This is a genomic window from Acinetobacter bereziniae LMG 1003 = CIP 70.12 (assembly GCF_000368925.1).
GTDB lineage: Bacteria > Pseudomonadota > Gammaproteobacteria > Pseudomonadales > Moraxellaceae > Acinetobacter > Acinetobacter bereziniae.
Genome location: NZ_KB849755.1, coordinates 1,481,226 through 1,507,721, shown reverse-complemented (window position 1 = coordinate 1,507,721; position 26,496 = coordinate 1,481,226). Strand labels below are relative to the sequence as shown.

At 37.5% G+C, this 26,496-nt stretch carries 24 protein-coding genes and 1 tRNA gene; 10 read left to right on the top strand and 15 right to left on the bottom strand.

The genetic code is table 11. The features are described from left to right. Positions 1–28: 28 nt before the first annotated feature. Both F938_RS08880 and F938_RS08875 read right to left on the bottom strand, forming a co-directional pair. The gene (locus F938_RS08880; RefSeq protein ID WP_005030977.1) at positions 29–904 is read right to left on the bottom strand and encodes a S66 peptidase family protein; all 876 of its coding nucleotides are present in this window, start codon (positions 902–904) and stop codon (positions 29–31) included. Between the two features lie 24 nt (positions 905–928). Next, positions 929–1,855 carry a DMT family transporter gene (locus F938_RS08875; protein ID WP_010590755.1) on the bottom strand — a complete coding sequence of 309 codons (927 nt, stop codon included), beginning with the start codon at positions 1,853–1,855 and terminating at the stop codon, positions 929–931. A gap of 928 nt (positions 1,856–2,783) precedes the next feature. Here F938_RS08875 and F938_RS08870 point away from each other — a divergent pair. From F938_RS08870 to F938_RS08855, 4 genes are all read left to right on the top strand, one after another. Beyond that, positions 2,784–3,911 (top strand): Re/Si-specific NAD(P)(+) transhydrogenase subunit alpha, encoded by a 1,128-nt coding sequence (locus F938_RS08870; RefSeq protein WP_004827733.1) that lies wholly within the window; start codon positions 2,784–2,786, stop codon positions 3,909–3,911. Between the two features lie 11 nt (positions 3,912–3,922). Then, positions 3,923–4,243 carry a proton-translocating transhydrogenase family protein gene (locus F938_RS08865; RefSeq protein ID WP_005030974.1) on the top strand — a complete coding sequence of 107 codons (321 nt, stop codon included), beginning with the start codon at positions 3,923–3,925 and terminating at the stop codon, positions 4,241–4,243. 3 nt (positions 4,244–4,246) lie between these two features. Continuing rightward, the gene (locus F938_RS08860) at positions 4,247–5,701 is read left to right on the top strand and encodes an NAD(P)(+) transhydrogenase (Re/Si-specific) subunit beta (RefSeq protein WP_004827737.1); all 1,455 of its coding nucleotides are present in this window, start codon (positions 4,247–4,249) and stop codon (positions 5,699–5,701) included. A gap of 125 nt (positions 5,702–5,826) precedes the next feature. Further along, positions 5,827–6,534 (top strand): XAC2610-related protein, encoded by a 708-nt coding sequence (locus F938_RS08855; protein ID WP_005030973.1) that lies wholly within the window; start codon positions 5,827–5,829, stop codon positions 6,532–6,534. Between the two features lie 295 nt (positions 6,535–6,829). Here F938_RS08855 and secF read toward each other — a convergent pair whose 3' ends face one another. From secF to queA, 9 genes are all read right to left on the bottom strand, one after another. After that, positions 6,830–7,801 (bottom strand): protein translocase subunit SecF, encoded by a 972-nt coding sequence (gene secF, locus F938_RS08850; RefSeq protein ID WP_085944225.1) that lies wholly within the window; start codon positions 7,799–7,801, stop codon positions 6,830–6,832. A 7-nt stretch (positions 7,802–7,808) separates the two neighbouring features. Beyond that, positions 7,809–9,710, bottom strand: coding sequence for a protein translocase subunit SecD (gene secD / locus F938_RS08845; protein ID WP_004827743.1), 1,902 nt, complete (start codon positions 9,708–9,710; stop codon positions 7,809–7,811). 53 nt (positions 9,711–9,763) lie between these two features. After that, positions 9,764–10,093, bottom strand: coding sequence for a preprotein translocase subunit YajC (yajC, locus tag F938_RS08840; RefSeq protein ID WP_004827744.1), 330 nt, complete (start codon positions 10,091–10,093; stop codon positions 9,764–9,766). Positions 10,094–10,227: 134 nt separating this feature from the next. Beyond that, a complete protein-coding gene (gene tgt / locus F938_RS08835; protein WP_004827745.1) occupies positions 10,228–11,358 on the bottom strand; it encodes a tRNA guanosine(34) transglycosylase Tgt in 1,131 nt (376 codons plus the stop codon). 227 nt (positions 11,359–11,585) lie between these two features. After that, entirely contained in the window at positions 11,586–12,002 is a 417-nt protein-coding gene (locus F938_RS08830) for a hypothetical protein (protein WP_004827746.1), read from the bottom strand. Positions 12,003–12,292: 290 nt separating this feature from the next. Beyond that, a complete protein-coding gene (locus tag F938_RS08825) occupies positions 12,293–12,862 on the bottom strand; it encodes a LemA family protein (protein WP_005030971.1) in 570 nt (189 codons plus the stop codon). Between the two features lie 19 nt (positions 12,863–12,881). Then, complete coding sequence (locus F938_RS08820) at positions 12,882–13,907, bottom strand: membrane protein (protein WP_005030970.1); 1,026 nt, start codon at positions 13,905–13,907, stop codon at positions 12,882–12,884. A 101-nt stretch (positions 13,908–14,008) separates the two neighbouring features. Continuing rightward, the gene (locus tag F938_RS08815) at positions 14,009–15,025 is read right to left on the bottom strand and encodes a hypothetical protein (RefSeq protein ID WP_005030968.1); all 1,017 of its coding nucleotides are present in this window, start codon (positions 15,023–15,025) and stop codon (positions 14,009–14,011) included. 118 nt (positions 15,026–15,143) lie between these two features. Further along, positions 15,144–16,199, bottom strand: a complete 1,056-nt coding sequence (queA, locus tag F938_RS08810) for a tRNA preQ1(34) S-adenosylmethionine ribosyltransferase-isomerase QueA (RefSeq protein ID WP_034715030.1) — start codon at positions 16,197–16,199, stop codon at positions 15,144–15,146. Between the two features lie 184 nt (positions 16,200–16,383). Here queA and F938_RS08805 point away from each other — a divergent pair. Together F938_RS08805 and F938_RS08800 are read left to right on the top strand one after the other, a co-directional pair. After that, positions 16,384–16,470 (top strand) — tRNA-Leu (locus tag F938_RS08805). Positions 16,471–16,892: 422 nt separating this feature from the next. Further along, complete coding sequence (locus F938_RS08800; protein ID WP_005030966.1) at positions 16,893–17,909, top strand: Fic family protein; 1,017 nt, start codon at positions 16,893–16,895, stop codon at positions 17,907–17,909. Between the two features lie 276 nt (positions 17,910–18,185). Here F938_RS08800 and F938_RS08795 read toward each other — a convergent pair whose 3' ends face one another. Further along, positions 18,186–19,352 carry a hypothetical protein gene (locus F938_RS08795; RefSeq protein ID WP_005030965.1) on the bottom strand — a complete coding sequence of 389 codons (1,167 nt, stop codon included), beginning with the start codon at positions 19,350–19,352 and terminating at the stop codon, positions 18,186–18,188. 383 nt (positions 19,353–19,735) lie between these two features. On the opposite strand from F938_RS08795, the gene F938_RS08790 reads away from it, so the two are divergent. The 3 genes from F938_RS08790 to F938_RS08780 all read left to right on the top strand — a co-directional run bounded on the left by F938_RS08790 (position 19,736) and on the right by F938_RS08780 (position 23,219). Next, on the top strand, positions 19,736–21,133 hold the full coding sequence (locus tag F938_RS08790) for an amino acid permease (RefSeq protein WP_005030964.1): 1,398 nt from the start codon (positions 19,736–19,738) through the stop codon (positions 21,131–21,133). A 98-nt stretch (positions 21,134–21,231) separates the two neighbouring features. Beyond that, positions 21,232–22,104, top strand: a complete 873-nt coding sequence (locus F938_RS08785; RefSeq protein ID WP_005030963.1) for a DMT family transporter — start codon at positions 21,232–21,234, stop codon at positions 22,102–22,104. A 221-nt stretch (positions 22,105–22,325) separates the two neighbouring features. Further along, positions 22,326–23,219: a LysR substrate-binding domain-containing protein gene (locus F938_RS08780; RefSeq protein WP_005030962.1), complete on the top strand. Its 894-nt coding sequence runs from the start codon at positions 22,326–22,328 to the stop codon at positions 23,217–23,219. A gap of 317 nt (positions 23,220–23,536) precedes the next feature. Here the strand turns inward: F938_RS08780 and F938_RS08775 are convergent, their stop codons facing one another. The 3 genes from F938_RS08775 to F938_RS08765 form a co-directional block, all read right to left on the bottom strand. Next, positions 23,537–24,115, bottom strand: coding sequence for a pyridoxamine 5'-phosphate oxidase family protein (locus tag F938_RS08775; RefSeq protein ID WP_005030961.1), 579 nt, complete (start codon positions 24,113–24,115; stop codon positions 23,537–23,539). A 68-nt stretch (positions 24,116–24,183) separates the two neighbouring features. Then, entirely contained in the window at positions 24,184–24,375 is a 192-nt protein-coding gene (locus F938_RS08770; protein ID WP_004827759.1) for a 4-oxalocrotonate tautomerase, read from the bottom strand. A gap of 64 nt (positions 24,376–24,439) precedes the next feature. Continuing rightward, the gene (locus F938_RS08765; RefSeq protein ID WP_005030959.1) at positions 24,440–25,141 is read right to left on the bottom strand and encodes an SDR family oxidoreductase; all 702 of its coding nucleotides are present in this window, start codon (positions 25,139–25,141) and stop codon (positions 24,440–24,442) included. Between the two features lie 118 nt (positions 25,142–25,259). On the opposite strand from F938_RS08765, the gene F938_RS08760 reads away from it, so the two are divergent. Beyond that, a complete protein-coding gene (locus F938_RS08760) occupies positions 25,260–26,132 on the top strand; it encodes a LysR substrate-binding domain-containing protein (protein ID WP_227560669.1) in 873 nt (290 codons plus the stop codon). Positions 26,133–26,496 lie beyond the last annotated feature (364 nt).

Here is a 26,496-nt window from a genome sequence, read left to right as displayed (position 1 = left end):
CACTTGATTCAATCGGTTTTATGTAGCCTCACCCAATGATTAACTGAGTACCTGTAATTTTTCCTTTCTGACCAATCCAAAAAGGGCGGTTGACTGCACCATGACCAAACCAATCACATTGGTAAAGTGGAATGTTGAGCGCTTCTAAGTGTTCTGCCACAATCTCAGCAATTGTTTGAGGTACGTTTTTCTGTGGACACTGATAAAAATCACCTAACACCACAGCTTTGAGGTTTGATGTATGAATACTTTGCAGAAGTTGAGTGAAAGCGCGTTCAATTCGATAATATGGTTCACCAACATCTTCAATCAGTAAGACACTCGGTTGATCAAGCACTAAACCATGAGGTGTTCCTTGTAAGCTACAAAGTACTGTCAGATTACCCCCTAATATATGTAAGTTCTCAAGCACTTGATTTTGATTAAACCTATTTATAGCAGATAATGCATACAGGTTTTGTTTGTGAGAGTCCGCAGTTAATAGACTAATGGTTTTTAATGCATCATAAGATAATGGTGAATTATCTAAGTTCTTAACCGCAATTTCTTGAAACACGGGTGCATGTAATGCTTGACCGCCATGCATGGCGATATAATTTAATAATACCGTCGTATCTGAATAACCAATAATTGGCTTATTTAAAATCCATTCACCTAAAAAGGGTAATAACATCGCAGCGCCTGTACCACCACGACCACACCAAACAGCATCAACGGTGGGATCTAAACAAGCTTGTTTTAAATCTTCTACACGTTGTTCGATCGTACCAGCCAAATAACGGTATTGTGCAAAAACATGTTGTCCTAAACTGACTTGATGACCTAAGCGTTCTAAATGAGTTTGAGCCAATTTGATATTTTCAATATCTACGCACGCACTTGGCGATACAATTTTAAAATGCATATTTCTTCCAAACTTTTACAAAACTTAGTGTGCAAGTTTCTTTTTAGATAAGGTGATCATCATGACACCGATGATATTCAACAAGCAACCAAACCATTGTATCGCATTCATATGTTCACCCAGCAAAGCAACTGCCAAAATAATGGTGAGAATGGGACCAATTGAACCAATCATTGCCGCTTGTGCTGCTCCCAAGCGAGAAATACTCTGAGCCACTAAAATTGTAGGTAATACAGTAACCAATAAACCCAAGGCTATACCATACCAAATGACGGTCATCGGCAGTTGATTGAGGAGTTGTATAGGGTGAGGTGTCGCAATAGCAAAATGCGTTAAAGTACCAAAACAAGCAATACTCAAAGCCAAACCTGTGTAATTCCATGAGCCAAACTTTTGAATCAAACGTGGTGTCATCAATAAATAAGTGGCAAAGGACACGGCACTGGCAAAGACTAGACTCACACCTAGCCAGAAGTTTCCTTCATGTGGCACAGTACTTTGCTCTTGGAGCATCACAATGACGGTTCCGCCATAGCTTAATGCAATTGCAATGATGGTTCTAAGATTTAACTTTTGTTTATAAATAAAGCTTGTGGCGATTACAGTCAGTGTGGGGTAGAGGAATAAAATAATTCGTTCAAGTGAAGCACTGATGTACATTAAGCCAGCAAAATCTAACCAACTTGAAAAATAATACCCCATCAAACCAGCAGCGACCAATAAACCCCAATCCCTAGGTGTGATGTTTTTGTTATGGTGGCGGTTGAACCAACATAATAGAAGAAAGAAGGGTAATGCACTTGCCATTCGTAAAGCCATAAGGACTGTACTATCGACTAATGGCGATAAAGCATAGGCTTGTTTAATAAAAATAGCTTTAGTACTAAACAAGAAAGCTGCACCCAGTGCGAAAATTGAACCAAGCTGTGTGCTAGAGATAGAAAATTTCATGAATTTGACTGCATTAACGATGTCGTCATTCGACATGTATATTTGAACAAGCAGTATAAATGTTGTTTTTCATCAGGTGAAATGCAAAAAAGCAATGAATTTGCATAATAAAAGGAATACTACACAAGGAAATAATACTTTGTGCAATTTTTTACTCGGCAATGAGCTCGTATTAGAATAAAAATTGATCAAAATCAACGCGGAATAATTTGTTTTTGTCGGTTTGAGATTGTTGTGTTGTTTTTTGCACAAAAGTGGTGCAATTTATAAGCAACTCACCTGAATGGTGTTCGGTACTATTAATTGACAAAATGGCAAATTGAAAAAGAGTAAAAATTTTTGTAATTGGTTTTGACTTGGATATAGGTTAATGAGGTTATTTATTCCAAGTACTTTTTTTTATTAATGAAATTAAAAAATGGAATGAAAAATGACTTACATTTTTGACTAAAAAAATGTCATAAAAAGCCAATTGAAGCAGGATAAAAACAGTTATAAATTGTCAGAAATGCCAATACTGTGAATGATATTTAGGTTAAATCTATTGTTTTATAGCGTATTTAAGCCACAATGGATACGCTAGAAAAAGATAAAAAAATGCCATAAATGCCAATCCATTGAAGCAAGTTTTGATGAAAAACAGTAAAGATATGATGAAAAAAAGATCAATTGGTCAAACTGGAGTCAAAGGATGATGAAAAATGCAGGATGTGTATTACAGGAAAAATACAATAAATTGAATAGTAGGTATATCTTACAATTATATTTATGAATCATCAGTTCAAAATATGGGTATTTATTAAATAAATATTGGGTGGTATTTTAAAAAAGTTCAATTAGAATCCAAAAATTCATAACAAACGCATCTGGGGGAAGCATCGTTTATTGACGATGTTGACTTAAAGAAAAATTAGCTTGAGGAACGCTCATGCAGATTGGAATCCCAAAAGAAACTGTCATCGGTGAAAACCGTGTAGCTGCAACGCCAGAGACAGTAAAAAAGTTGATTAGTGCTGGTCATAGCATTGTCATTGAACGTGGAGCTGGTAAGAAAGCTGCGTATATTGACAGTGCTTATGAACAAGTCGGCGCTAAGATCACGGATGATGCCTATACGGGCAGTCAAATGATTCTGAAAGTTCGTTCACCGCAAGGAGACGAAATTCAAAAACTTGCTGCGGGTACAACCGTCGTGGCGATGTTTGACCCGTATCGCAATACTGAACTTGACCAATTTGCGTCACAACAAGTGTCTGCATTTGCGTTAGAGCTTTTGCCTCGTACACTTTCACGTGCGCAAAATATGGATGTATTGTCCTCTCAAGCCAACCTTGCAGGTTATAAGTCAGTGCTTCTTGCTGCTGCGGAATATCAACGAATGTTCCCGATGCTGATGACTGCTGCGGGTACAGTTAAACCAGCACGTGTCGTCATTATGGGTGTTGGGGTTGCGGGTCTTCAAGCAATTGCAACAGCAAAACGCTTAGGTGCTGTGGTTGAAGCTACAGATCTACGACCGACTGCTCGTGACCAAGTTGAATCATTGGGCGGAAAGTGGTTAGACGTTCCAATGTCTGATGAAGAAAAGCAAAAGGCTGCCGATGCTGCTAAAAATGGTTATGGCTGGATGCCTGGTGAGCAGTACATTCAAGATCAAGCTGTCATCGTAGATAAAGCAGTGTCAAATGCAGACATCGTGATTACAACTGCGTTGTTGCCAGGTCGTGATGCTCCACGCTTAATTAAGGCTGAAACCGTTGCAAAAATGAAACCAGGTTCAATCATTTTGGACATGGCTGTGGAAACTGGCGGAAACGTTGAAGGTTCCAAGAATGGTGAAAATGTTGTCACAGACAATGGCGTGACTATTTTGGGTATTCCAAATATTCCATCTACAGTTTCGACCGAAGCTTCAGCACTGTACGCACGTAATGTATTTAATTTCGTTGAAACTTTGTTTGATCAAGAGAAAAACTTTGCGATCAATCAAGAAGATGAGATTCAAAAAGCACTTCTAGTAACTCATGGCGGTCAAGTACTGCTGAAGCGTGGTTAAGGAGAGTCATCATGGTTGAAACTATTACTATTTTCGTCTTAGCCATCTTTGTTGGTTACTACGTGGTTTGGGGAGTAACACCTGCATTACATACGCCGTTAATGGCGGTAACTAATGCATTGTCCTCAATTATCGTTGTTGGTGCGATGATACAAACTGTTGGAATTCCAGGTGTTGTTGAAGCAAATGTACAATTTCAGTCTGTGAATGTTGTCAGTGTACTTGGTGCAATTGCAGTGTTTTTGGCAAGTATTAACATTTTTGGTGGTTTCGCAGTGACTGCACGTATGCTTGAAATGTTTAAGCCAAAGCAAAAGAAAAAAGAGGGCTAATCTATGGAATTTATTCGAGAGTATGCGGATTGGTTCTACCTTGTTGGTGCGGTCCTTTTTATTTTGACGTTGCGTGGTCTTTCAGGTCCTAAAACTGCGATTGCTGGTAACCGTTACGGTATGATCGCGATGGCGATTGCTGTGATCACCACATTCTTTGTTGCAGATCATCCAGTCGTTTGGATGATTGGTGGTGCAATGGTGCTTGGTGCAATTGTGGGTATTGCACGTGCACGTACTGTTCCAATGACACAAATGCCTGAAACTGTAGCATTGATGCATTCACTTGTTGGTTTGGCTGCGGTATTGATTGCGATTGCTGCGATTTTACATAACAACCAACTGACTGCTTTATTTGCGCAAAACGAATCTGCTTTAACTGCTGCTGGTGTACAGCATGCACATATGAGCAAAGTTCATTTGTTTGAATTGTTCGTGGGTTGTTTTGTTGGTGCGATTACCTTTACAGCATCTGTATTTGCTTATGGTAAGTTGGCTGCCAAGAAATGGGCAAAAACCATTTCTGGTGCTTGGGTTAAACCTGTTCAAGCGATTGTTTTTCTTGCGATGCTGGCTTGTGGTGTGTACTTCTTTACCACTGGCAATATGCAGGCTTTCTGGGCGATGACAGCACTTGCACTAGTCTTTGGCTGGGTGTGGATTGCTCCAGTCGGTGGCGGTGATATGCCAGTTGTGGTTTCGCTACTGAACTCATTCTCTGGTTGGGCTGCGGCAGGTATTGGTTTTACGCTTGAAAACAACATGCTCATTGTTGCAGGTTCACTGGTGGGTTCTTCAGGTGCGATTCTGTCTTACATCATGTGTAAAGCAATGAACCGTTCAATCATCAATGTCTTGTTTGGTGGTGCAATGGGTGGGGCAGCTGTTGCTTCTGCGGACAAAGGTGAACAAGTTCAGCGTAACTACCGTTCAGGTTCTGCGGATGATGCTGGCTTCTTGATGTCGAATGCGGATAGTGTTGTGATCGTACCAGGTTATGGTATGGCGCAAGGTCGTGCACAAAATGCCGTTAAAGAGCTTTGCGAAATTTTGAAAGAGCAAGGTGTAACAGTTCGCTTTGCGATCCATCCAGTTGCAGGTCGTATGCCTGGTCATATGAATGTATTGTTGGCTGAGGCTGACGTTGCATATGAAGACATCTTGGAAATGGATGAGATTAACTCGGACTTCCCTGCAACAGACGTGGTGTTGGTTATTGGTGCAAATGACGTTGTTAACCCAGCAGCTAAAGATGATCCAAGCTCACCGATTTATGGTATGCCGATTCTTGAAGCACATAAAGCTCGTACCATTATGGTGATCAAGCGCTCTATGGCAACAGGTTATGCGGGTCTAGACAACGATTTGTTCTACAATGACAAAACCATGATGATCTTTGGTGATGCTAAGAAAGTTGTTGAAGAAATGACCAAAGCAATTAATGGTGGTGGGCACTAAACTGCTATCGGATTAAATCCACCCCGACCCTCCTTTGATTAAGGAGGGAACCTAACCGCCTTCGGGCGGTTTTTTATTCTTCACTGTTTGATGTTATGATTTTAATCAAAATTGACTGAATAAAAATGATGAAGCAAGTAATTAAAACGATCTGTCAAAGCGTGAGCATTTATCTAGTATTTAGTTTGTCTATAGCACAAGCACAAGTTTTTGAAATTAAGAATGGTTCAAAACACTATGATGTCATTATTGATACTGTATGTGAGAAGGAAAAATGTGGTGACAAGGCCGAAATAAAGTTATTTAAAAAGGGCAGTAAAGCAGTATTTCAAGCATTTCACTCTGATGAACTGACCATATATCTAGATAAAAATTTTAAGCCCAATGTTAATGTGGTACAACTTTATGATGAACGAAGTCCTTTAATTTTTGCTGATTTTAACTTTGATGGAACACAAGACCTTGCAATAAGGAATGGTCATTATGGTCCCTATGGTGGTGTTATTTATGATATTTATGTGTTTAATCAAAGCAAGCATGAATTTGTTTTAAGTTCTGAACTCTCAGCACTTACCCGAGAAAATATAGGGATGTTTCAGTTAGATAAAAAGCGTAAACGAATCATCACCTTTAACAAAAGTGGTTGTTGTTATCATATGCGTTCCGAATATCGAATTGTACCTAAAAAGGGGCTATTACTGGTTCGAGAATTTATTGAAGATGCAACTTTATCAAGAGGTAATCAAGTTGAGGTAACAGATCGTAATTTGGTTAATGGAAAATGGAAAGAAAAAGTAAAATATTATCCAAGTGAAAAATATTATGCTCAGTAGTCATAATTTATATGGTTTACATGGTATCGCTATTCTGTACTGAACCACCTAATTATTTATACACCTGATTTGCATCGAGTCATTGATTATAAATAAAACCTATGCATTTTATGAGCCTTTAAAATTGTGGGTGTTTAATTCGTTTTTGTGCTTGTGAATTCTAGATGGTTATTCAATCGTTTGGCAGACTAGGGTCTTAGTCATCACAACTCGACCATTTTCTTTGCATTGTGAGGTAAATTTTAAGCATAAAAAAGCCCATCCAAAGATGAGCTTTTTCAATTAAAACTGAAACTTAGTGAGGAATATGTTCTTCATCTTCAAACTCAGGTTTAACTTGTACAATAAAGTCTTGACGGTTTAGACCACGCCATAATGCAAATGCAGTACCGATATAGATTGACGAATAAGTACCTACAAATACGCCAATAAACATCGCCACAGAGAACCAGTGTAAACCATCACCACCCAAGAACATCATTGCAAGTACAACCAGTAATAGGGTCATTGAGGTATGAATGGTACGTTTTAAGGTCTCAGTCAATGCAATATTGACGATCTCTAATGGGGTTGCACCACGAATCTTACGGAAGTTTTCACGAATACGATCCGATACGACGATGTTATCGTTTAGTGAGAAACCAATTAATGCAAGAATCGCTGCCAAGACTGTAAGGTCGAATGGCCACTGCATCATTGCAAAAATACCAATCGTTACGATTACATCGTGCAGTAATGAAAGGACTGCACCCACTGCAAGTTTAAACTCGAAGCGAATGGTCACGTAGATCAGCATAAGCAACATTGCAAGTGCAACAGCGCCGGCAGAACGTAAATACAGTTCATTACCTACCTGACCACCGACAGAATCCACTTTATGAACAACAGCAGCATTATTCGGTAATTGAACAGCTTTAGTAATGGTATTGCTTAAGTCTTCAACTTTCAGATCTTGCGCAGGCATACGAACAATAAGGTCTTTATTTGAACCTAATGTTTGTACAACAGCATCTTTAAAGCCAGCTTGGTCTAGATTGGCAATTACATCAGCAGGTTTTGCTGCGTGTTGATAATTCAACTCAGCAGAAACACCACCTGTGAAATCTAATCCTAGATTTAAGCCTTTGGTTGCGATAAAGAAGATACTGGCGATGGTCAAAATGATCGAGATGATTGCCGCTGGTTTGGCAATCTTCATGAAATTAATTACATGCTCATCATCAGGGCGACCATATTTCTTTTTCGGTTGAGTCACATCAGTCATCATCGATCTCCTATATGCTCAACTTATTCAAGTTACGTTTACGACCGTACACGAGTTGGACAATTGCACGAGTGACTGTAATTGCAGTAAACATTGAGCAAATAATACCAATCATCAGTGTAACCGCGAAGCCTTTAATTGGACCTGTACCAATCGCGAACAGAATAAATGCAACCAAGAATGTGGTTAAGTTTGAGTCGAGAATGGTGTTATAGGCTCGATCATAACCTGCAATAATCGCTTGTTTGGGCGAGGCGCCCCAGCGCATTTCTTCTCGTATTCGCTCGCAGATCAGTACGTTGGCATCGACCGCCATACCAATCGTGATCACGATTCCCGCGATCCCCGGTAAGGTCAATGAAGCGCCAATCCAAGACATGACTGTCAGAAGCATTGCCAAGTTAATCACTAGCGCAATATCTGCGATTAAACCAAATAGGCGGAAGAATACGATCATCCAAAGCGCAACAAGGATGAATCCAACTTGGGTAGAAAGTACACCTTTATCGATATTTTCTTGACCTAAGCTCGGACCAACCACACGTTCTTCAACAAAGTACATTGGCGCAGCTAATGCACCTGCACGAAGCATCAAAGCAAGTTCAGACGCTTCTTGAGGTGAGTCTAAGCCTGTAATACGGAAAGATGAACCCAATACAGCTTGAATGTTCGCAGCATTGATCACAACAGATTCTGTATATGGTGTACGGACTTCAGTCATTGCTCCTGTAACAGGATCAGGAACCGAGGTAATTTTTTGTTTATTTTCAATAAACAAAACTGCCATACGTTTACCAACAGCGTTACGTGTTGCATCTGACATCAACTTACCGCCAGCAGTGTCCAAAGTAATATTTACTTCAGCGCCACCAGTATCTTGGCTAAAGCCACTTGATGCATTTTGGACACGTTCACCCGTTAAAATACGGTTGCGGTTTAATAATAACTCACGACCACTGTCTAACGATTCATAAGCAAAAACCTCAGTACCCGGAGGTAAAGGTTGCCCATTATATTTACCTGTAAAACGGTCAATATATTGATCATTTAAATCTGAAACTAAACGGAACTCTAAGTTTGCAGTGCGACCTAATACACGTTTTGCTTCAGCAGTATCTTGTACACCCGGCAGTTCAACCACGATACGGTTACTACCTTGACTTTGCACCAAGGCTTCAGCCACACCTAATTCGTTAATACGATTTCGTAGTGTGGTTAAGTTTTGGTTTAACGCATAAGACTGAATGTCTTGCTTGGTCGCATCGTTATAGGTCAACTTAAGCGTAGAGCCAGTATCTGTAGCTAAAGCTTGTTGATTATATTTATTTCCATCGCGACGTAAGAAATCCATCACCGCTGCACGGTCATCATTATTGGCAAACTGAATGGTAATCACATTGTTATTCAATGCAAGACTATTGAAATTAATCTTGTTGTCACGGAATTCACGACGTAAATCAGTTGCTGATGTTTCCATACGCTGTGCAATCGCTTTATCCATATCTACTTCAAGTAGGAAATGAACACCACCACGCAAGTCCAAACCGAGCTTCATTGGTTTAGCACCAATTTTTTGTAACCACTCAGGTGTTGTTGGCGCAAGGTTTAACGCAATCGTATAGTTTTCACCCAAACCTTTGCTTAGTACATCTTTTGCCTTTAATTGGGCTTCTGATGTGCTTAAACGTAAGAGGGCAGCATTGTTGGTGAAAGTATTATCATGGCTGCTAATATTTTCACTTTTTAAAATTTGCTCTGCTTTTTGTATCACTGATTTGTCAATCGTGGTACCAGCCTTGGCACCCGAAATTTGAACAGCAGGTTCATCAGGATATAAACTTGGCAGCGCGTATAATGTACTGATTACTAGTACCACTAGAATCAATAAATATTTCCATGCAGGGTAACGCATTCGCTTTCTTCTTAAAATGAAAAAGTCGTGCTAAGTGCACGACCGTTTTATGATTAAAGGTTATTTAATGTGCCTTCAGGCAGAACTGAAATAACACTTGCACGTTGAATTTTCACTTCATTTCCTTTGCCTAATTCAACCACTGCAAAGTCTCCGTCGATTTTCAGAATACGACCCATTAAGCCGCCTGCAAATACAACTTCACTGCCCACACCTAAGCTTTCAATTAAAGTACGGTGTTCTTTTGCACGTTTTGCTTGAGGACGCCAGATGAGAAAATAGAAGATCGCGATAAATACAACGATCATCAAAATGTTTGCCATCATGCCTGGACCTTGTGCAGGCGCTGCCGCAGCGTGAGCAGAAGAAATAAATAAACTCATTTCAGTTTCCTAATGTTAAAAATTTTCTGCCATTTGCATGGCTTTTAAATCGACTTGTTCTGCAATTTACCTTGTCTTGGGTTTCAGCGCAAATACTGTTGAATTAATCTTCAATTCAGCTTTATATTGGGGCATTAGTCCACAGGACAAGGTGGAACTTCTAAACCGCGACGTTGATAAAAATCTGTCACGTATTCATCAAAAGTACCTTGATCTAAAGCATCACGAATATCTTGGGTAAAGCGTTGGTAATAACGCAAATTATGGATGGTACCCAACATTGAACCGAGCATTTCACCACATTTTTCTAAATGGAATAAATAGGCACGAGTGAAGTTGGTGCAGGTATAACAGTCACAATGCGGGTCTAATGGACGTTGATCATGGCGATATTGGCTGTTACGAATTCGCACTAAGCCATCTGTAACAAAATAATGACCATTACGTGCATTACGTGTTGGCATCACACAGTCAAACATATCCACACCACGACGGATTGCTTCAACGATATCTTCTGGTTTCCCTACGCCCATTAAATAACGTGGTTTATCTGCTGGCATTTTCGCTGGGAGATAATCCAAAACTTTGATCATTTCTTCTTTTGGTTCACCTACTGAGAGTCCACCAATTGCAAAACCATCAAAATCGATTTCTTTTAAACCATTTAAAGACTCTTCACGAAGATCTTCATACATGCCACCTTGAATAATTCCAAACAAGGCATTTTTATTTTTAAGCACATCATGATGTTGAGTTTTACAACGCTTTGCCCAACGCAATGACAATTGTAATGACTTTTGGGCTTCCTCATGTGTTGCAGGATACGGTGTGCACTCATCAAAAATCATCACAATATCTGAGTTCAAGGTATGTTGAATATCCATTGAAATTTCAGGTGATAAAAAGACTTTTGAACCATCGATTGGAGAGCGGAAGGTCACACCTTCTTCTTTGATTTTGCGCATTGCTCCAAGACTGAATACTTGGAAGCCACCTGAGTCCGTCAGAATAGGTTTGCCCCATTTCATAAACTCATGCAAACCGCCATGTTCACGAATAACATCTAATCCAGGGCGTAAATAAAGGTGAAAGGTATTTCCTAGAATAATTTGTGCTTGGATATCTTCAATATCACGTGGCAACATCCCCTTAACAGTACCGTAGGTACCGACAGGCATAAACACAGGAGTCTCTACGACACCATGTGCTAAAGTTAAACGACCACGACGAGCACGCCCCGACTGACCTAATTTTTCAAACTTCATAAATGACCTAAATCTGGCGAAAAAACAGTTCGCTGATTGATAATTGCAAAAGGGGCTATTTTCCCTGATTTTAGGGTTGAATACCAGTCATGTTATTTTTCATCATGTTAAAAATTGAAGATATGACTTGATTTATTTGTATGCGAATAGATAGTTGCTGGTGTTTGTATTTTATTCTTTATAAAAGAAGCGAACTTTGGTCCACTTCTTTTAGGATAACCGTCCGATTAATCTTTGGCTTTGCGCCCCATGACGATTAATCCAATGATCGCAAGAACTAAAATAAAAATGCCATAATGATTCCAAAAATTGCGTTGCATTTTATTTTCTTGGTAATCAGGATTTTTACTTAATGATGCAATCACATCTTCAGGTAATTCATAAAAAGTATCTGGTTCAGCATCAGTCATTCCAACCAGTGTACAATCCCATGTTCTCACATCTGCCCATAAAATTCCGAAGTGACTACATTTGTAGCCTACATTTAAGCTTTTGAGGTCTTCATATTGGCTGATGAGTTCTTGTGGAAATGCACCAACTTTAAACATTTCATCACCTGTATTGAAAACCAAGAGTCCTTTTGCTTGAGCAGGAGCTTGCCATATGAAACACAGACAGAACATCATGAATAGTTTTTTTAACATTGTATAACTCCAATCTTTAGATTGTTTTTTATAAGTTGATCGTTTTGTTCTAAAAATAGTCATTTTTTTAGCGGTTTGAAAAATATCAGAAAATGATCGAAATGTCATTTTTTAATCTAAAAATAGCTGTATTTATCTTCAAAGATGATGGAGATTTGCGAATGATGATTTATATTTTGGTTTTAAAATAAGTCTATTTGACGCATTCATAGTATAAAACGAAAATTCAAAAAAACCTTCTTAGCATTTATCTAAGAAGGCATATAAAAGGTTTGGGGGGATGTTGGTGACTAATTGAAATTTGGTTTGTAATCGAAGTTTTGAGTTACAACATTATCTGAAAATGGACGAATCGTCTTCTTCGCTAAAGTGATGGTGTTAATCATATTATTCGGGAAGATTTCGATAGTGTTGTTAAATTCTTCAACATTACGATTGAAGATTGTAATCGCTGCACCGACATTTTCATTTTGCTCTTGAATATCATCCATCATTTTTGCATACAGTGTATCAGCCTTAAGTTCAGGGTAATTTTCAACAACAACATTTAGGCTTTTCATTAAGTCTTGGTTGAGTTTTTCCACATGTTGTAATTGAGAAACATCAGTATTGTTTAAATTTAAATTCAAAATTTGCTGACGTAATTCAGTCACTTTTTCTAAGGTGGATTTTTCAAATTGAGTATATTGCGCCAGTGTCTGTTCTAAAGTCTCAAGCGTCTTTACTTTTTGACGTTCAAAATTCGCCACTTCGGCCCATGCACGTTGGGTTGCATTGAAATAACGCACAATATTATTTCTGACTAAAATGCCCCAAACGATAATGGCGATAAAAATCCCAATAAATATGATTAAACCCATTCTGATTATTCCTTATGATTTATGAAATCAAGTTTAGCATGCTCTGTTTGAATTTTTCATATTCAGGCATGGTTAATGTTCTTAAATGTCCACGTAGTGCCGAGATATCTTGAGGGCTTTGCTTTTTTCGAGCAATTCGAAATAAGTTTTGATCACCCATATAGCACAGCATATTTTCCTCAAAATGATAAACAATATCACCTGAATATTGTTGAAAAAAATCACTTAATTTTAAGGTAATACTTGGGCTGATGGTTCGTGCTAATTGATGTTGATTATAGCCAAAAATATATAAGTTTTGGTTCACCATAATATCGGCTGTTTTCCAGCGCTGTGTATACGGCGGTGTGAACTCATGATGTTTGTTGCTGGCAGCAAATCCAAGTGCAGGCATTTGAAAAATAAAAGCGCCCCATTGGTCTTTGTGAATTTCTCTGATTTTTTGCTTTTCACCTTGGCTATTTGGGAGTGAAAACTCATCAATATAATGATATTGAAACAACATCACATGATGTTCTTGTTCTCCATCAAACCAAACTGTAGAGGCAAATTGTTCGATTTCATTTGATACATTGCCTTGGGCAAAAAAAGGAAAGGTTTGTTTTAATCTGCTCATAACCAATAAGGTATTGCTTGTGGTCGAGATATGAGTTGGTGTTTTATTGAAATGCAAGTCATACCGCAACAACATTATTTTCTGCTCTAGAAAATTAATGACTTCGTCAATTGGGTCACTGGGCTCATAAATTAAATAGGCAGCAAAACAACATAATAATCCAGCTAAAAGCACCAGTGGATAGGGGATGAATGGATGAAAAAACCAGCCAATTAGCGAAGTTGCTATCCCCAAAATAAACAAAAATCGAGGAATTACATTATAGAAAAACAGATCTTTGCTTTCACCCCAGGGATGTAGACCATCTAAAATATCTTGTGCAGATTGAGCCTGTTGCCCAATCTCCCACAATCGAGCAATATTACGCATCACATGTTGATTTTTTCGAGTGCGGTAATGCAGTAATCGTTCAACGGTTTCTATAGGCATAATTGCTCATCATGATTTGGCCTTTCAGCAACTAAAATTTTAAATACTTTATCGATAATTATGCGATAAATCACATTAAATACCAATTAACTTATTTATTTTTAAAACTTATTTGTTTCAGTGTTAGGTTGAACTTCTTGCAATATTGTTATGAGTGATTGTTTAAGTTGCTCATAATCAGGCATGCCCATGCTTTCCAGTTGAGCTGCTAGGTCATGTACAGTCTGGACTTGATTCACTGGCAAATGCGGTTTGGTGATGTCAATCTTAAATAACCAACACAGTGCTGGGTGTTGTGGGTGAATGTAAAAATCACCTTTGAAATTCGACATCGCCTGATCAAGCATGAGTACATGATTGGGACTGAAAAATTTAGCCAAACGCATTTCGTTGGTTCCGCTGAGTTGATATTGATTGTCAAAACGAATATCGCCACTGGACCATTTCGTTCCAAGTCGGCACGCGCGGTTTTGTTTGGAAGAAATACTGATACCTTGGGTTGGAAAATTCTCAACAATGATTCCCCATAAATCGTAATGGCGATATTCAGTTTTTGTTTTACCATCCGAATCGCGAGTTTCAACTTCATCAACATAATGATAGTTAAACAACATATATGGATAGATGAAACCATTAATTTGCCAAGTGCCGTAAATGGTATTGCGAATTGAATTTTCATAGTCCCCTAAGCCAAATAATGGAAAATCATAAGGGGAGATAATTTTGTTATCGGTCTCGTTCGGAAAGAAGCGAATTTGATATTTTGCTTCTAAATTCTTTTGCTGGAGATAATCTATGAGTTGATTGAGTGGCTTGGTTGAAGTACGTTTATAAAAAGCAAAGGCAATACTGGCTATTGCAAATAAAAATAGAATTGGGTGAGTAAAAAAAGCCAAAATGGCAAAGCCTATACCCACACAGATAAAAAGCCAAAAGGTATAATTTTGAATAGACAGGCTTGGATCATCTTGCCAATGCTTTAACTTTTCGATCAAGTGCTCAAAATTTTCAGTTGAAGCTAATAATTGGTTGATTGAATCAATATTACTTTGGGTTTTACCATTATTGACATGTTGTTGACTAAACGCATTTTGAATTTTTGTCGGTAAATCATTCATCTTTATTCATTATTGTGACGAGTTTTTAGAAGCTTAATTGTAACGAAAAAATGATTTTAAATGCAAAGCATCCTTTGAATGAATACTTTGCAGGTCGTGCTGTAAATTATGGCGTAAACTATTCTGCTGTCATTTGTTCTGTATTTGCATTTTCAATCAGCATGGCATCGCCATAACTAAAGAACCGATATTTTTGCTCAACTGCATGTCTATAAGCATTTAAAATATTGTCTCGATTGGACAATGCAGCAACCAGCATTAACAGCGTTGATTCAGGCAAGTGGAAGTTAGTGATCAAGCGATCCACCACACAGAACTGATAGCCAGGATAGATAAAGATTTGGGTATCTCCTGTCCAAGCCGCAATTTTACCACCTGAAGCTTGTGCAGCACTTTCCAATGCACGTGTTGCTGTGGTCCCTACTGCAATGACTTTATTCCCACGTGCTTTGGTTTCTTGAATAAGTTTTGCGGTTGCCTCAGGTACATCACACCATTCACTGTGCATAATGTGATTTTCGATATTGTCTGTCCGCACAGGTAAAAATGTACCTGCACCGACATGTAAGGTCACAAAAGCTTGTTGGATACCTTTTTGTTTTAATTTTTCCAGCAAGCTTTGATCAAAGTGCAGACTTGCGGTCGGTGCTGCAACACTTGCTAACTTGGTTGGATCATTAAATACTGTTTGATAGCGTTCAGTATCGATCGCTTCAGCTTCTCGATTAAAATAAGGTGGTATAGGTAATTGCCCATACAAATCCAGAACCTGCAAAATTGGCTGAGAAAATTCGACAATAAATAAGTTTTCATGACGCCCTTGTACAGTGGCTTTAACACCATCTACACCAATAAATAGTTCAGCACCTGCTTTAGGTGAATTACTGGCTTTGATGTGACAATGTGCAATAGTTTGATCAAATATACGCTCCACCAAGACTTCAACTACACCTCCAGATGCTCGTTTACCTTTAAGGCGTGCCTTCATCACTTTGGTATCATTGAGTACCATCAAGTCACCTTCATCGAATAAATCTAATATATCGGTGAAACTGTGATCTTGATATGAGCCATCTGCATTGAGATGTAAAAGGCGAGAAGCGCTACGTGTTTCAAGCGGGTAGCGTGCGATAAGTTCATCGGGAAGTTCGAAACTAAAATCAGAGAGTTGCATCATGGGAAAGAAAAACTGACATTGGAGATTTAAAAACTGCGCTTAGTATAGTCTTTTTTCAAATTAAAGGCTGAAATTGGTGATTTATAATCCAAAAAAACCAGATATGCATTAATTTTATACAAATGTGAAAACTTGTCGTTGACAAGAAAATGAAACGCGCTATTATACGCACACAACCTCTCCCGAGGTGGTGAAATTGGTAGACGCGGTGGACTCAAAATCCACTGTCAGCGATGACGTGTCGGTTCGAGTCCGACCCTCGGGACCACTTATTTAAGCAATAAGTTATATTAAAATAATTTTTATAAACAATTAAAATTTTGTGGTTTTTTCTAAATTTACAACTCTCTTGTAGACAAATGCTAATATTTCCATATCTATTATCTTCAAATGTTCTGAATGGTCGGTATTTGCATGGCTACCTATGAAGTTTCTAAATCTTTTGTTGATAAAGTTGAGTTTGGAAAAACAGGTCAATAAGCCGATCATGATTCTTCTTTAGTAGGTTCTGCTCTTCGTTTTACCCAGAAATCGAAAGCGTATATTGCAGAACGCCGCAAAAACAGAAAAAATTATCGTATTGAGATTGGTAAACATTTTGGTCCATACTGGCTATATTAGAGGCAGTTTATTGAATAAAGCATTTTTTGATAAATTGGGTTTATCTTCAAATTAGTTGAAATTTTACTTATGAAATACCAACCGCCTTATAGCATCACATCCAAAATCATTCATCTGATTGCGCAGATTAGTGAGAATATAGGGCGTTTGACTGTTTTAGAAGAAATCCAAGATAGTCTAAAATTAAGGAAAGCTAATCGTATCCGCACTATTCAAGGTTCATTGGCAATAGAGGGAAATACGCTCAGTACAGAACAAATCACAGCGATCCTTAATGGTAAAACAGTAATTGCGCCTCCAAAAGAAGTGCAAGAAGTGCGTAATGCTATCAAAGCCTATGAAGGCTTTCAGCAATGGCAACCGGGTCACGAAGTAGACTTATTAGAAGCACACCAAATTTTAATGACGGGCTTGATCGATGAAGTCGGTCAATATCGTCATGGTGGTGTCGGTGTAATGTCAGGCGATCAAGTTGTGCATATGGCGCCTCCTACCAATCAGATCAATCGACTGATGGCTGATTTACTCGATTGGTTGAATGATAGTGAAATACACCCATTGATTCAAAGTTCAGTATTCCACTATGAATTTGAATTTATTCATCCATTTTCAGATGGTAATGGGCGGATGGGGCGACTATGGCAAACACTGATACTGAGTAGATGGAATCCTATCTTTGTCAATATCCCAGTTGAAAGTCTGATCTATCAAAATCAAAAAGCCTACTATGAGGCTTTACAAGCAAGTACTGATCGGGCTGATTCAGCGCCATTTATCGAATTCATTTTACAGATGATTTTAGATGCAATCCTTAGTTCAAATGACACCGCTCAAGATAGCGATCATGCTACCGCTCAAGCTGATGCAGAAGCTCGTTTAGAACGTAGCGATCAAGTAGAACGTTTAATTTCAGTAATGAAACAAGAAGACTATACGTTGATTGAGTTGATGCAATTGGTGGGGTTAACGCATCGAGCAACTTTTCAAAAGAATTATCTCAATCCCGCGATAGAGGCGGGTTTGGTTGATCGTACTATTCCTGACAAGCCGAAAAGCCCAAAACAGAGGTATCGTAAAATTCTATGATGAACACCGTAGTTATTGTTAACAACTAAAGGTAGGCATAAAGTCTACAAAAAATTCTGTAGCTTTTCTGTAGACAGCTAGATTATTTTTTCGTGACTTGAGCTGTTTTGAATTATCAGTACTTATCGGTAACCCCCCTCAAAATAATTGAACTCAAAAGTAGAAAACCGAAGGAAAGTTCCCACGATTTGATTAAGATATGACTCTTGAGCAAACTGGAGAACTTTCTTTTCTACTATGATCGTATGATTAGATTGAAAATAATAACCAAGTAAATTAAAAATTATAGAAGAATAATAAATTTAACATTTTATGGGTCGGTTTATTATCAGCTATTGATAAGGATTGCATATTTCCGTTAATAAATGGATCATTTTTTCCAAAAATATATTCTGTTGCAAAAGAGAACTTTTTCACATCAAGTTGCGCTCCAATCGTATGACGTGTTGAGTCTTTATAATCATCAATATTTTTATTATATAGCGAATAAGTCGCATACGGTGTTAGATTAAAACGACCATTTGGATCTTTATAAGCATAATTAATATCGATGGCATAGAAATCAGCATCATTCGCAACATAATAATTAGTATCAAATGCTCCCATGACGGAATAATTAGGTTGTAATAGATCTTTGTTTTTAATTTTGTTCCTACCAGTCGTTAATGTTAAATTAAAGTTATTATAATGAGCACGAGAGAAAATAGCCCAACTATTACGATGCCCTGTCTGATTATTGGTTTTATTATCCAACTGTGAATACCAATAAGAGCCTCCTGCGCTTAGATTCAGTCCGTCAATCCATTGAGGTAATTTTTGATCGATACGTGAAACGAGCATATTTTTTTCTTGCAAGCGGGTTTCATTCGGATCATTGGGATTGACATAACTGGCAGAATAGCGTGCAGCATTTTTACTATCTCCTACATAACTTCCCGCATCACGGACGAAATAGGCGAGGTCGATTGTCGTATCATCAGAGAGCTGAGTATTGAAGTTCACGCCCAAATGGTGAATATCTGATAAACCTGAAGTCACAGTAATGTCTCCAAACCAATTGGTTGACCAGCCACGACCAGGTCCGAAAGGTACATCCTGTATCCCAATAGTTATACGATTACTTGGATTAATCTTATAGCCAAGATTGGCATTGACCAAAGAAGAAAAATCACAGATTTCATCAAATTGATAACAACGATATTCAAAATTACCAAAGAATTGGGTTGCGTCATATTGAATGGCTAATTTTGCTGCATCAAATTTGAGCTTATGTTCATCATTCGAATAGTTTTTATCCTGAATATTGGCACGTAGCCATCCTGAAAATGTAAGTGCCCCAAGATTAGATTGGGGATCTCCGATTTGAGAGGAAGCTTGTGTCATCTGAGGATAAAATATAGATAATAGGGTCAAGTTTATAGCTAAGTATTTGAATTTAAACATTGATATCTTCCTTGATATTGATTTACTGAATTTATTTTTTTGTGCTCCAGACTGAAGCTTGAAAATATATTTGTTATGAATTTCTATATGGAGAAATTTAGAACATGGATTTTCTTTGATTTATTAATAGCAAAACACGAAAAGAAAAAGAATATTGCATGCATTAAATGTCTACGAAAATAAGTCGTAAAGACATTCCCTTTTTTCGTTTGTAGGTCAGAATCAGTAAAAACATACTAAATTAGTTTATTGAAATTGATAGTTTTGTGAATCGATCAATTATCTACAGTTATAAAATGGAGTGTACTGTAGTCGTTTATTAGAATTTTTCTAAATTTAATATATGGATCAATAAACAATTAAAATTTATAAGGAAGGATTCAATGGAACAACATGACAATATATCTAATCGTAGTGATACGGACAATAAATTATGCCACAGTTTATCAAGCCGACAGGTGGGTATGATAACAATTGGTGGAATTATTGGTGCAGGTCTATTTATTGCATCAGCATCAGCCATTAATACGATTGGTCCCACGATATTATTTTCTTACATGATTGTAGGTATTCTAGTATTCTTAGTGATGCGTATGTTGGGTGAAATGGCAGTGCTACATCCAGACTCAGGCTCATTTTCAGTTTATGCTGAAAAAACATTAGGACATTGGGCTGGTTTTACCACAGGTTGGTTATACTGGTGGTTTTGGATGTTAGTTGTTGCTTTTGAAGCAATAATGGGGGCAAATATATTAGTTGCTTATTTTCCTGATGTACATCCCGCTATTTTTGCTTTTAGTATTCTTTTAATCTTAACCTTGACAAATCTTTTCGACGTAAAAAAATTTGGTGAGTTTGAATTTTGGTTTGCTTTAACTAAAGTTGCTGCCATAGTTATTTTCATTGTTATATGTGTTTCAGCAATTTTGGGTTATTGGTCATTAAATCCAAATATTAGTGGTATTGCTAATTTATATCAGCATGGCGGACTATTTCCTCATGGCTATGGGGCTATTCTGTCTGGGATATTAATTGTGATGTTTTCATTCTTTGGTGTGGAAATGTTGTCAATTGCTGCTGCAGAGGCAAAACATCCAGGCAAGGAAATTCGCCGTTCAACCAATCTGGTGATTTATCGTATTGCAATATTCTATGTACTTTCCATTTTTCTAGTGCTGTGTATCGTGCCATGGACAGATAAAGGGTTACAGGAAATGGGAACGTTTCAGTATGTTCTGCATGTTCTAAATGTGCCGGGTTCAAAACTCATCATGGATCTGGTTGTTTTCGTTTCGGTAAGCAGTGTTTTAAATACAGGCACCTACATAAGTTCTCGTATGTTGTTTTCTTTAGCAAGTCGTGGAGATGCACCTAAAATTTGCGCTAATGTAACCCAGGCAGGTGTACCACGAACAGCAGTTATCGTCACCACCATTTTCTCAATCATTTGTTTAGGACTTAATTATTATGCTTCTGAGGGATTGTTTTTCTTCTTTTTATCTACCTTAGGCGCAATTAGCTTACTCATTTATTTAATTATCGCGTTATCTCAATTAAAAATGCGTAAATCATTAGACAAACAAGGTATTAAGCTTGATTTTAAAATGTGGTGTTTTCCATATTTGACTTATGTTGTCATTGCTTTAATTACACTCACATTGGGATATATGTTTGTGAATGAAAAGTATCAGTACGAAACCATAGTCACTTTGGTTTTGGCAATTGGTACAGTGAGTGCTAGTTTCATTGTTAAATTCATAAAGAATAAATCGAATTCTTAAATATACGAGACAACTGTCAAAAAGAATTCTTTAATCAAATGAGTTCGAGCTCTTGTGGAGCTCGAATGTTATGAATGCTCTGAGGAGTTAAGGACACTATGTTGCGTGCTTATGCTGCACTTGTCTTACTGGGTATCATTTGGGGAAGCAATTTCATCTATATGAAATGGGCGACCGCTTTAATTTCTCCAGCTCAGACGGTATTCATGCGGATTTTCTTTGCTTTCATCCCTCTTTTAATCGTTGCTTTGTATACAGGAAGTATTTCATTGAAGCAACTACGTTATCTAAAGCATTTTGTGGTCATGTCTGTTTTAGCAGCGATCCTTTATTACTATGGTATTGTTGCTGGAACGGCATTATTACCAAGTAGTATCGCTGGATTATTAAGTGGAATTATTCCTATTTTTACTTTACTTGCAACACTCATTTTTTTGCGTGAAGATCGATTGTCACTAGGCGTCATTATGGGTATTGCGCTCAGTTTTTCGGGGATTATTTTAAGTGCTCGTCCGTGGGAAAGTTCTGAATTTATTTCATTAATGGGAATATTCTGGGTAATGGTCGGATCTTTGAGCTTCGGTATCTCATTTGTTTATGCCCGATATTATCTTTTGCCATTAGAGATACCATCCATTGCACTTGCAACTTGGCAATTAGGTATAGCAGTACTGATACTTATTTTATTCATTGATTTTAAAGGTATTACAACAATATATTCTGATAGACATGTACTTTTAGGTACTATTATTGGGCTAGGTGTAATGGGTACGGGAGGAGCCTTTCTTTTGTATTATTACATTATTCAAAAATTAGGAGCAGTGAAAGCTTCAGTTGCAACATATATAGCACCTGTCATTGCTGTGATTATTGGTGCTGTAATGGGGGAAAATGTAACAGCAATTGAGTGGTTCGCGCTCACACTTATTATCGGAGGAGTAATTGTCATCCAAACTACAAAGCTAGGTTAAGATGATTGTTGTTAAAAAGGACAGCGAAAAGATGAAAAATATCTGCTTGATTGGGTATTTTTTGAATTTTTATTTTTTACTGAATGGGTTAAATTGAAATTCGTATTATTGAGTCAGTGATCTAAAGGTATTTGGTCAAAGCAATGATATGGCAGACTAAAAAACAAGTAACTTTCAATGGATTTGGGCACTCTTCAATATTAAAAAAAGGAATTTAAAAAATGCATAAAATGACATCCAGAACTTTTCCATCGACGACATCATTACGATGCTTTGAAGCTTCTGCTCGATTTCTAAGTTTTACCAAAGCTGCTCAAGTCCTCCACATGACTCAAAGTGCTGTAAGTAAACAAGTTATCCATTTAGAGGATAGCCTTAACACGACTTTATTTGACCGTTCTTTAAAGGGTTTAAATCTTACTCCTTCAGGTAAAATATTCCTAGCAGAAGCCCAAAAGATACTCAATCAAATCGAAATCTCTGTTTTAAATATATTGGCACATGGGAGTGAAGCAGAGACGGTGAATATCGCTGTTCACCCTACGTTATGCGCGAGATGGTTGATTAAAGCATTAAAAGGATTTGGAAAATCTCATCCCAATATACATCTCGATGTTCAAGAACAAATTCATGATTCGGAAATTGAAAATTTACAAGCAGATATTGCCTTTTTATATGGTGAAGGCGTCTGGAGGGATATGACCAGCATCAAATTATTTGAAGAGCAGTGTGTAGCCGTATGTTCTCCTGAAATTACACAAACGCCTTTTAATAGTTTAGAAGACTTTCATTGTCATGTTTTAATTCAATGTCGATCACGTCCTAGAGCATGGGATGAATATTTTCAAATGCAAGAGTTCGTAAATGAACACCCATTTATTGGTCCAAGATTTGATACTTTTTATTCATGTATTAATGCGGCAATAATAGGTTGTGGTGTTGCACTTATTCCCAAATTTTTGATTGAAGAAGAGTTATTAACTCAAAAATTAATCTTGGCTTGGCCTTATGAATTAAATAATACCAAAGCTTATTATATGACTTATCCAACATCGATGGCGAAAACGCCAAAAGTCGTGACAATTACACAATGGATTCAAGATCATTTAAATTAATGTTAACCTGAGTTCGATAAAAATTCTTGATGAAATGTGATACTCGGAAACGTCATCTGCAACTGTTTGAGGCAGGGTTACTTCTATAAAGTATTGTTTCTGCGACTGATTAAATATGTTGCTGGTGGTTGACGAGTTTTGCGGGTGACAATGGTTTTGCCTACTTTTCCCGAAAGAAAAGTAGGGCGAGCCGCAGGCTGATCCTGAAATTGGGTGAAAACTCAGCAAGACTCCGCCGAGACTTATTGTTTTTCAATGAGTTGAAGATGTATTTGCATCGAACTCACGTTCATGTTAAAACGCAAAAGATTGGATAATTAAGGGGCTAACCACTGTCCTTGCCATTCTCCATTTTTATCTTTTTCAAAAAAACATCTTATATGGGGATTTTCATTCAGGTCCAACCACTCTAAACTTGTTATGTGGATATCAATAAGAGCAAAAAAAATAGATGGTTCTTTATTGCCATATTCTTCATCTATATATCTGACTTCGTGAGGTGAAGCAATTTTTTTTCCAGGTGAAACGGATGTTGTAAACAGTAAATGAGTGTGTTGTTTTAATTTATGCCATGCTTCTTTTTTTGTTTGCATATCTTGAATAATATTCGCTTCACCTTCAATTCGTAATTGGATTCCTTTAGGATCAAATGCAACTAAAGCAACTTTATGATTATTATTTATTTCTTCTATTTTTTGAGAACGTGTATCAGTAAAAAAAGAAATTATTCCTTTCTCTGCGTTGAAGTCGCGAAGTACAATTGTCCTAAGCTTAGGTTCATTTTTTGAATTTATGGTCGCAAGTTGCATCAGGGTAAAAGGGGAGCGCTCTATAGAAGCTTGGGTTAGGTGATCCATAATTTGTTTGAATAAATCACTTTTAAGCGGTATACCCATATAACACCTCGGATGACCGATAGGATAAGGCTGTAAGATTTTAATTCCAGCCTTATATCATTAAAATCTTATTGATCAGGTTCAGCGTAAAACTTTCCTGCATGTGCCCAATCAGATGATGGTATTTCTTTAAAAATAATATCAATGGTCTCTGTTGGACATTTTAATATCACTGAAGTCAAGGTTGTGACTTCTTGCATAAACGCTTTCTTTTGCGCATGTGTACGCCCTGGGGCAAGTTCAATTGTAATTAACGGCATTTTGTAAAACTCCCAAAGGGATAAAGCTACATCGCTTTATCCCAATAATCACTGATATTTGTTATTAGATCGAACGAGCTAGACCGCCATCTACACGAATGTTTTGACCAGTAATATATGCAGCACCTTCAGAAGCTAAGAATGCGACCGTCGCTGCAATTTCTTCTGTAGTACCATAACGTTTCATTGGAACACTATCACTGCGTTCGTTTGTCATTGGCAAACTATCAATCCAACCTGGTAAGACATTATTAAAACGTATATTGTCAGTGGCATACTGATCTGAGCAGATTTTTGTAAAGGCAGCTAGACCTGCACGAGCAACCACCGAGGTTGGGAATAATGGACTTGGTTCAAATGCCCATGTAGTAGAAATATTAATAATCACACCACTTTTCTGCTTTTGCATAATCGGTACAACTAAACGAGTTGGACGTACAGCATTTAAAAAGTAAGTATCAATACCAGCATGCCAATCTTCATCCGTTAACTCTAAAATTCCTTTACGCGGACCGTGACCAGCACTATTAACTAAGACATCAATTCGTCCCCAACGTTTAAGTGTTTCATCAATCAGGCGTTGAATATCTTCAGGAGACTGGTTTGAGCCAGTCACACCTAAACCATTTAACTCTTGAGCAAGCGCTTCTCCTTTTCCTGAAGAAGAAAGAATGGCTACTTTGTATCCTTCATTGGCCAATTTTCTTGCGACTGCGGCGCCCATGCCACTCCCTGCGGCTGTAATAACTGCAACTTTATCAACCATTTTCATTTTCCTCACTATAGATGGTAATCATTTTATTTATTGAGTTTAAGTGTTGAGTACACCGCAAACAAACGATATTATTTTGTATGATCAGATAGAAAAACTATTGGCTAAGTTCATGAGAAAGCTTCCATCGTTAAAAGGTTTATATGTATTTGAAGTTGTATCAAGGCACTTAAATTTTAGATTAGCTGCTGATGAGTTAGGGGTCACACAAGCTGCTGTGGCTCAACAAATTAGAGGCTTAGAGGAGGAGTTGGGTCTCAAATTATTTGAAAGAACACCAAGAAAATTAACAATGACTGAGAGTGCTTATCGATATGCGATAAGTGTAAAACAGGCATTTAAAATATTAGAAGAAGCAACAGAAATATTACATCCAACTCAACCCTATCTTACTATCAGCGTTCCCCCCTCATTTGCTGCGAAATGGTTACTTCCACGTTTAAATGAATTTGCAGAGACTTATCCTGATTTGGATTTAAGAGTTGTTGCGAGTCCAAAGGTACAAAATTTTGGCACAGATGGAATTGATTTAGCTATCCGTTTAGCAGCCCCACCTTTTGAAAATAGTGTGAATGCTGATTTGCTTTTTGAAAACCAGGTGGTTGCTGTAGCAAATCCTTTGCTCATTGAAAAAATAGGGCATCCGCATGATTCTAAAAGTCTTCAATCGTATACTTTAATTCATGATGCCCATAATTTTTGGCCTAAATATCTTCAGGTCGCTTTTCCTGATCATGATTTGTTTAATTCTAAAAATATTTATTTTAATCAGACCTCACTTGCCATTGATTCAGCAATTGCTGGGCAAGGGATAGCCTTAACTTGCCTAAATTTTGTCAAAGATGATTTAGAGGCAGGGCGATTAATACGTTTAAACTCAATTACACTCGATACAGGATCAGGCTTTTACCTCATATCACCACGAAAACCTCATCAACCACCATCCTTGCCATTGGTAAAGTCATGGTTAATGAATTCACAATGATTTATTAATTTGAGTCAAAGCATTTCATGATTCAGACATGTGATTTGAATCGTTCATATCCAATGTACTTGATACTTTTTATATGAATTTTTAAAAGTTTTGCTTAAACATATTTTTTGCATTTTTGAGTTATAGATGGTCTTTCTATGGCGAGGCGACATCGATGTCGCCATGTTGAGCTGGGAGATATAAGCAAGGACAAAGCCATACTTTATTTTTGCTCAGGGTTGTGGCTAAACTATCTTAACCATGCATTATGGAACTTAAAAATAGTTTCGCAATTTTCTTCGTTTCATGCTTTAAAATGTATCGGTCTCATGCCCAATTTTAACCTATAACAAGAGCCATTTATAAAAGGTCAACA

Bases quoted from the DNA above. Each gene is read 5' to 3' on its own strand.
- F938_RS08880 (WP_005030977.1), bottom strand. From the start codon at position 904: ATGCATTTTAAAATTGTATCGCCAAGTGCGTGCGTAGATATTGAAAAT.
- F938_RS08875 (WP_010590755.1), bottom strand. From the start codon at position 1,855: ATGAAATTTTCTATCTCTAGCACACAGCTTGGTTCAATTTTCGCACTG.
- F938_RS08870 (WP_004827733.1), top strand. From the start codon at position 2,784: ATGCAGATTGGAATCCCAAAAGAAACTGTCATCGGTGAAAACCGTGTA.
- F938_RS08865 (WP_005030974.1), top strand. From the start codon at position 3,923: ATGGTTGAAACTATTACTATTTTCGTCTTAGCCATCTTTGTTGGTTAC.
- F938_RS08860 (WP_004827737.1), top strand. From the start codon at position 4,247: ATGGAATTTATTCGAGAGTATGCGGATTGGTTCTACCTTGTTGGTGCG.
- F938_RS08855 (WP_005030973.1), top strand. From the start codon at position 5,827: ATGATGAAGCAAGTAATTAAAACGATCTGTCAAAGCGTGAGCATTTAT.
- secF (WP_085944225.1), bottom strand. From the start codon at position 7,801: ATGATGACTGATGTGACTCAACCGAAAAAGAAATATGGTCGCCCTGAT.
- secD (WP_004827743.1), bottom strand. From the start codon at position 9,710: ATGCGTTACCCTGCATGGAAATATTTATTGATTCTAGTGGTACTAGTA.
- yajC (WP_004827744.1), bottom strand. From the start codon at position 10,093: ATGAGTTTATTTATTTCTTCTGCTCACGCTGCGGCAGCGCCTGCACAA.
- tgt (WP_004827745.1), bottom strand. From the start codon at position 11,358: ATGAAGTTTGAAAAATTAGGTCAGTCGGGGCGTGCTCGTCGTGGTCGT.
- F938_RS08830 (WP_004827746.1), bottom strand. From the start codon at position 12,002: ATGTTAAAAAAACTATTCATGATGTTCTGTCTGTGTTTCATATGGCAA.
- F938_RS08825 (WP_005030971.1), bottom strand. From the start codon at position 12,862: ATGGGTTTAATCATATTTATTGGGATTTTTATCGCCATTATCGTTTGG.
- F938_RS08820 (WP_005030970.1), bottom strand. From the start codon at position 13,907: ATGCCTATAGAAACCGTTGAACGATTACTGCATTACCGCACTCGAAAA.
- F938_RS08815 (WP_005030968.1), bottom strand. From the start codon at position 15,025: ATGAATGATTTACCGACAAAAATTCAAAATGCGTTTAGTCAACAACAT.
- queA (WP_034715030.1), bottom strand. From the start codon at position 16,199: ATGCAACTCTCTGATTTTAGTTTCGAACTTCCCGATGAACTTATCGCA.
- F938_RS08800 (WP_005030966.1), top strand. From the start codon at position 16,893: ATGAAATACCAACCGCCTTATAGCATCACATCCAAAATCATTCATCTG.
- F938_RS08795 (WP_005030965.1), bottom strand. From the start codon at position 19,352: ATGTTTAAATTCAAATACTTAGCTATAAACTTGACCCTATTATCTATA.
- F938_RS08790 (WP_005030964.1), top strand. From the start codon at position 19,736: ATGGAACAACATGACAATATATCTAATCGTAGTGATACGGACAATAAA.
- F938_RS08785 (WP_005030963.1), top strand. From the start codon at position 21,232: ATGTTGCGTGCTTATGCTGCACTTGTCTTACTGGGTATCATTTGGGGA.
- F938_RS08780 (WP_005030962.1), top strand. From the start codon at position 22,326: ATGCATAAAATGACATCCAGAACTTTTCCATCGACGACATCATTACGA.
- F938_RS08775 (WP_005030961.1), bottom strand. From the start codon at position 24,115: ATGGGTATACCGCTTAAAAGTGATTTATTCAAACAAATTATGGATCAC.
- F938_RS08770 (WP_004827759.1), bottom strand. From the start codon at position 24,375: ATGCCGTTAATTACAATTGAACTTGCCCCAGGGCGTACACATGCGCAA.
- F938_RS08765 (WP_005030959.1), bottom strand. From the start codon at position 25,141: ATGGTTGATAAAGTTGCAGTTATTACAGCCGCAGGGAGTGGCATGGGC.
- F938_RS08760 (WP_227560669.1), top strand. From the start codon at position 25,260: ATGAGAAAGCTTCCATCGTTAAAAGGTTTATATGTATTTGAAGTTGTA.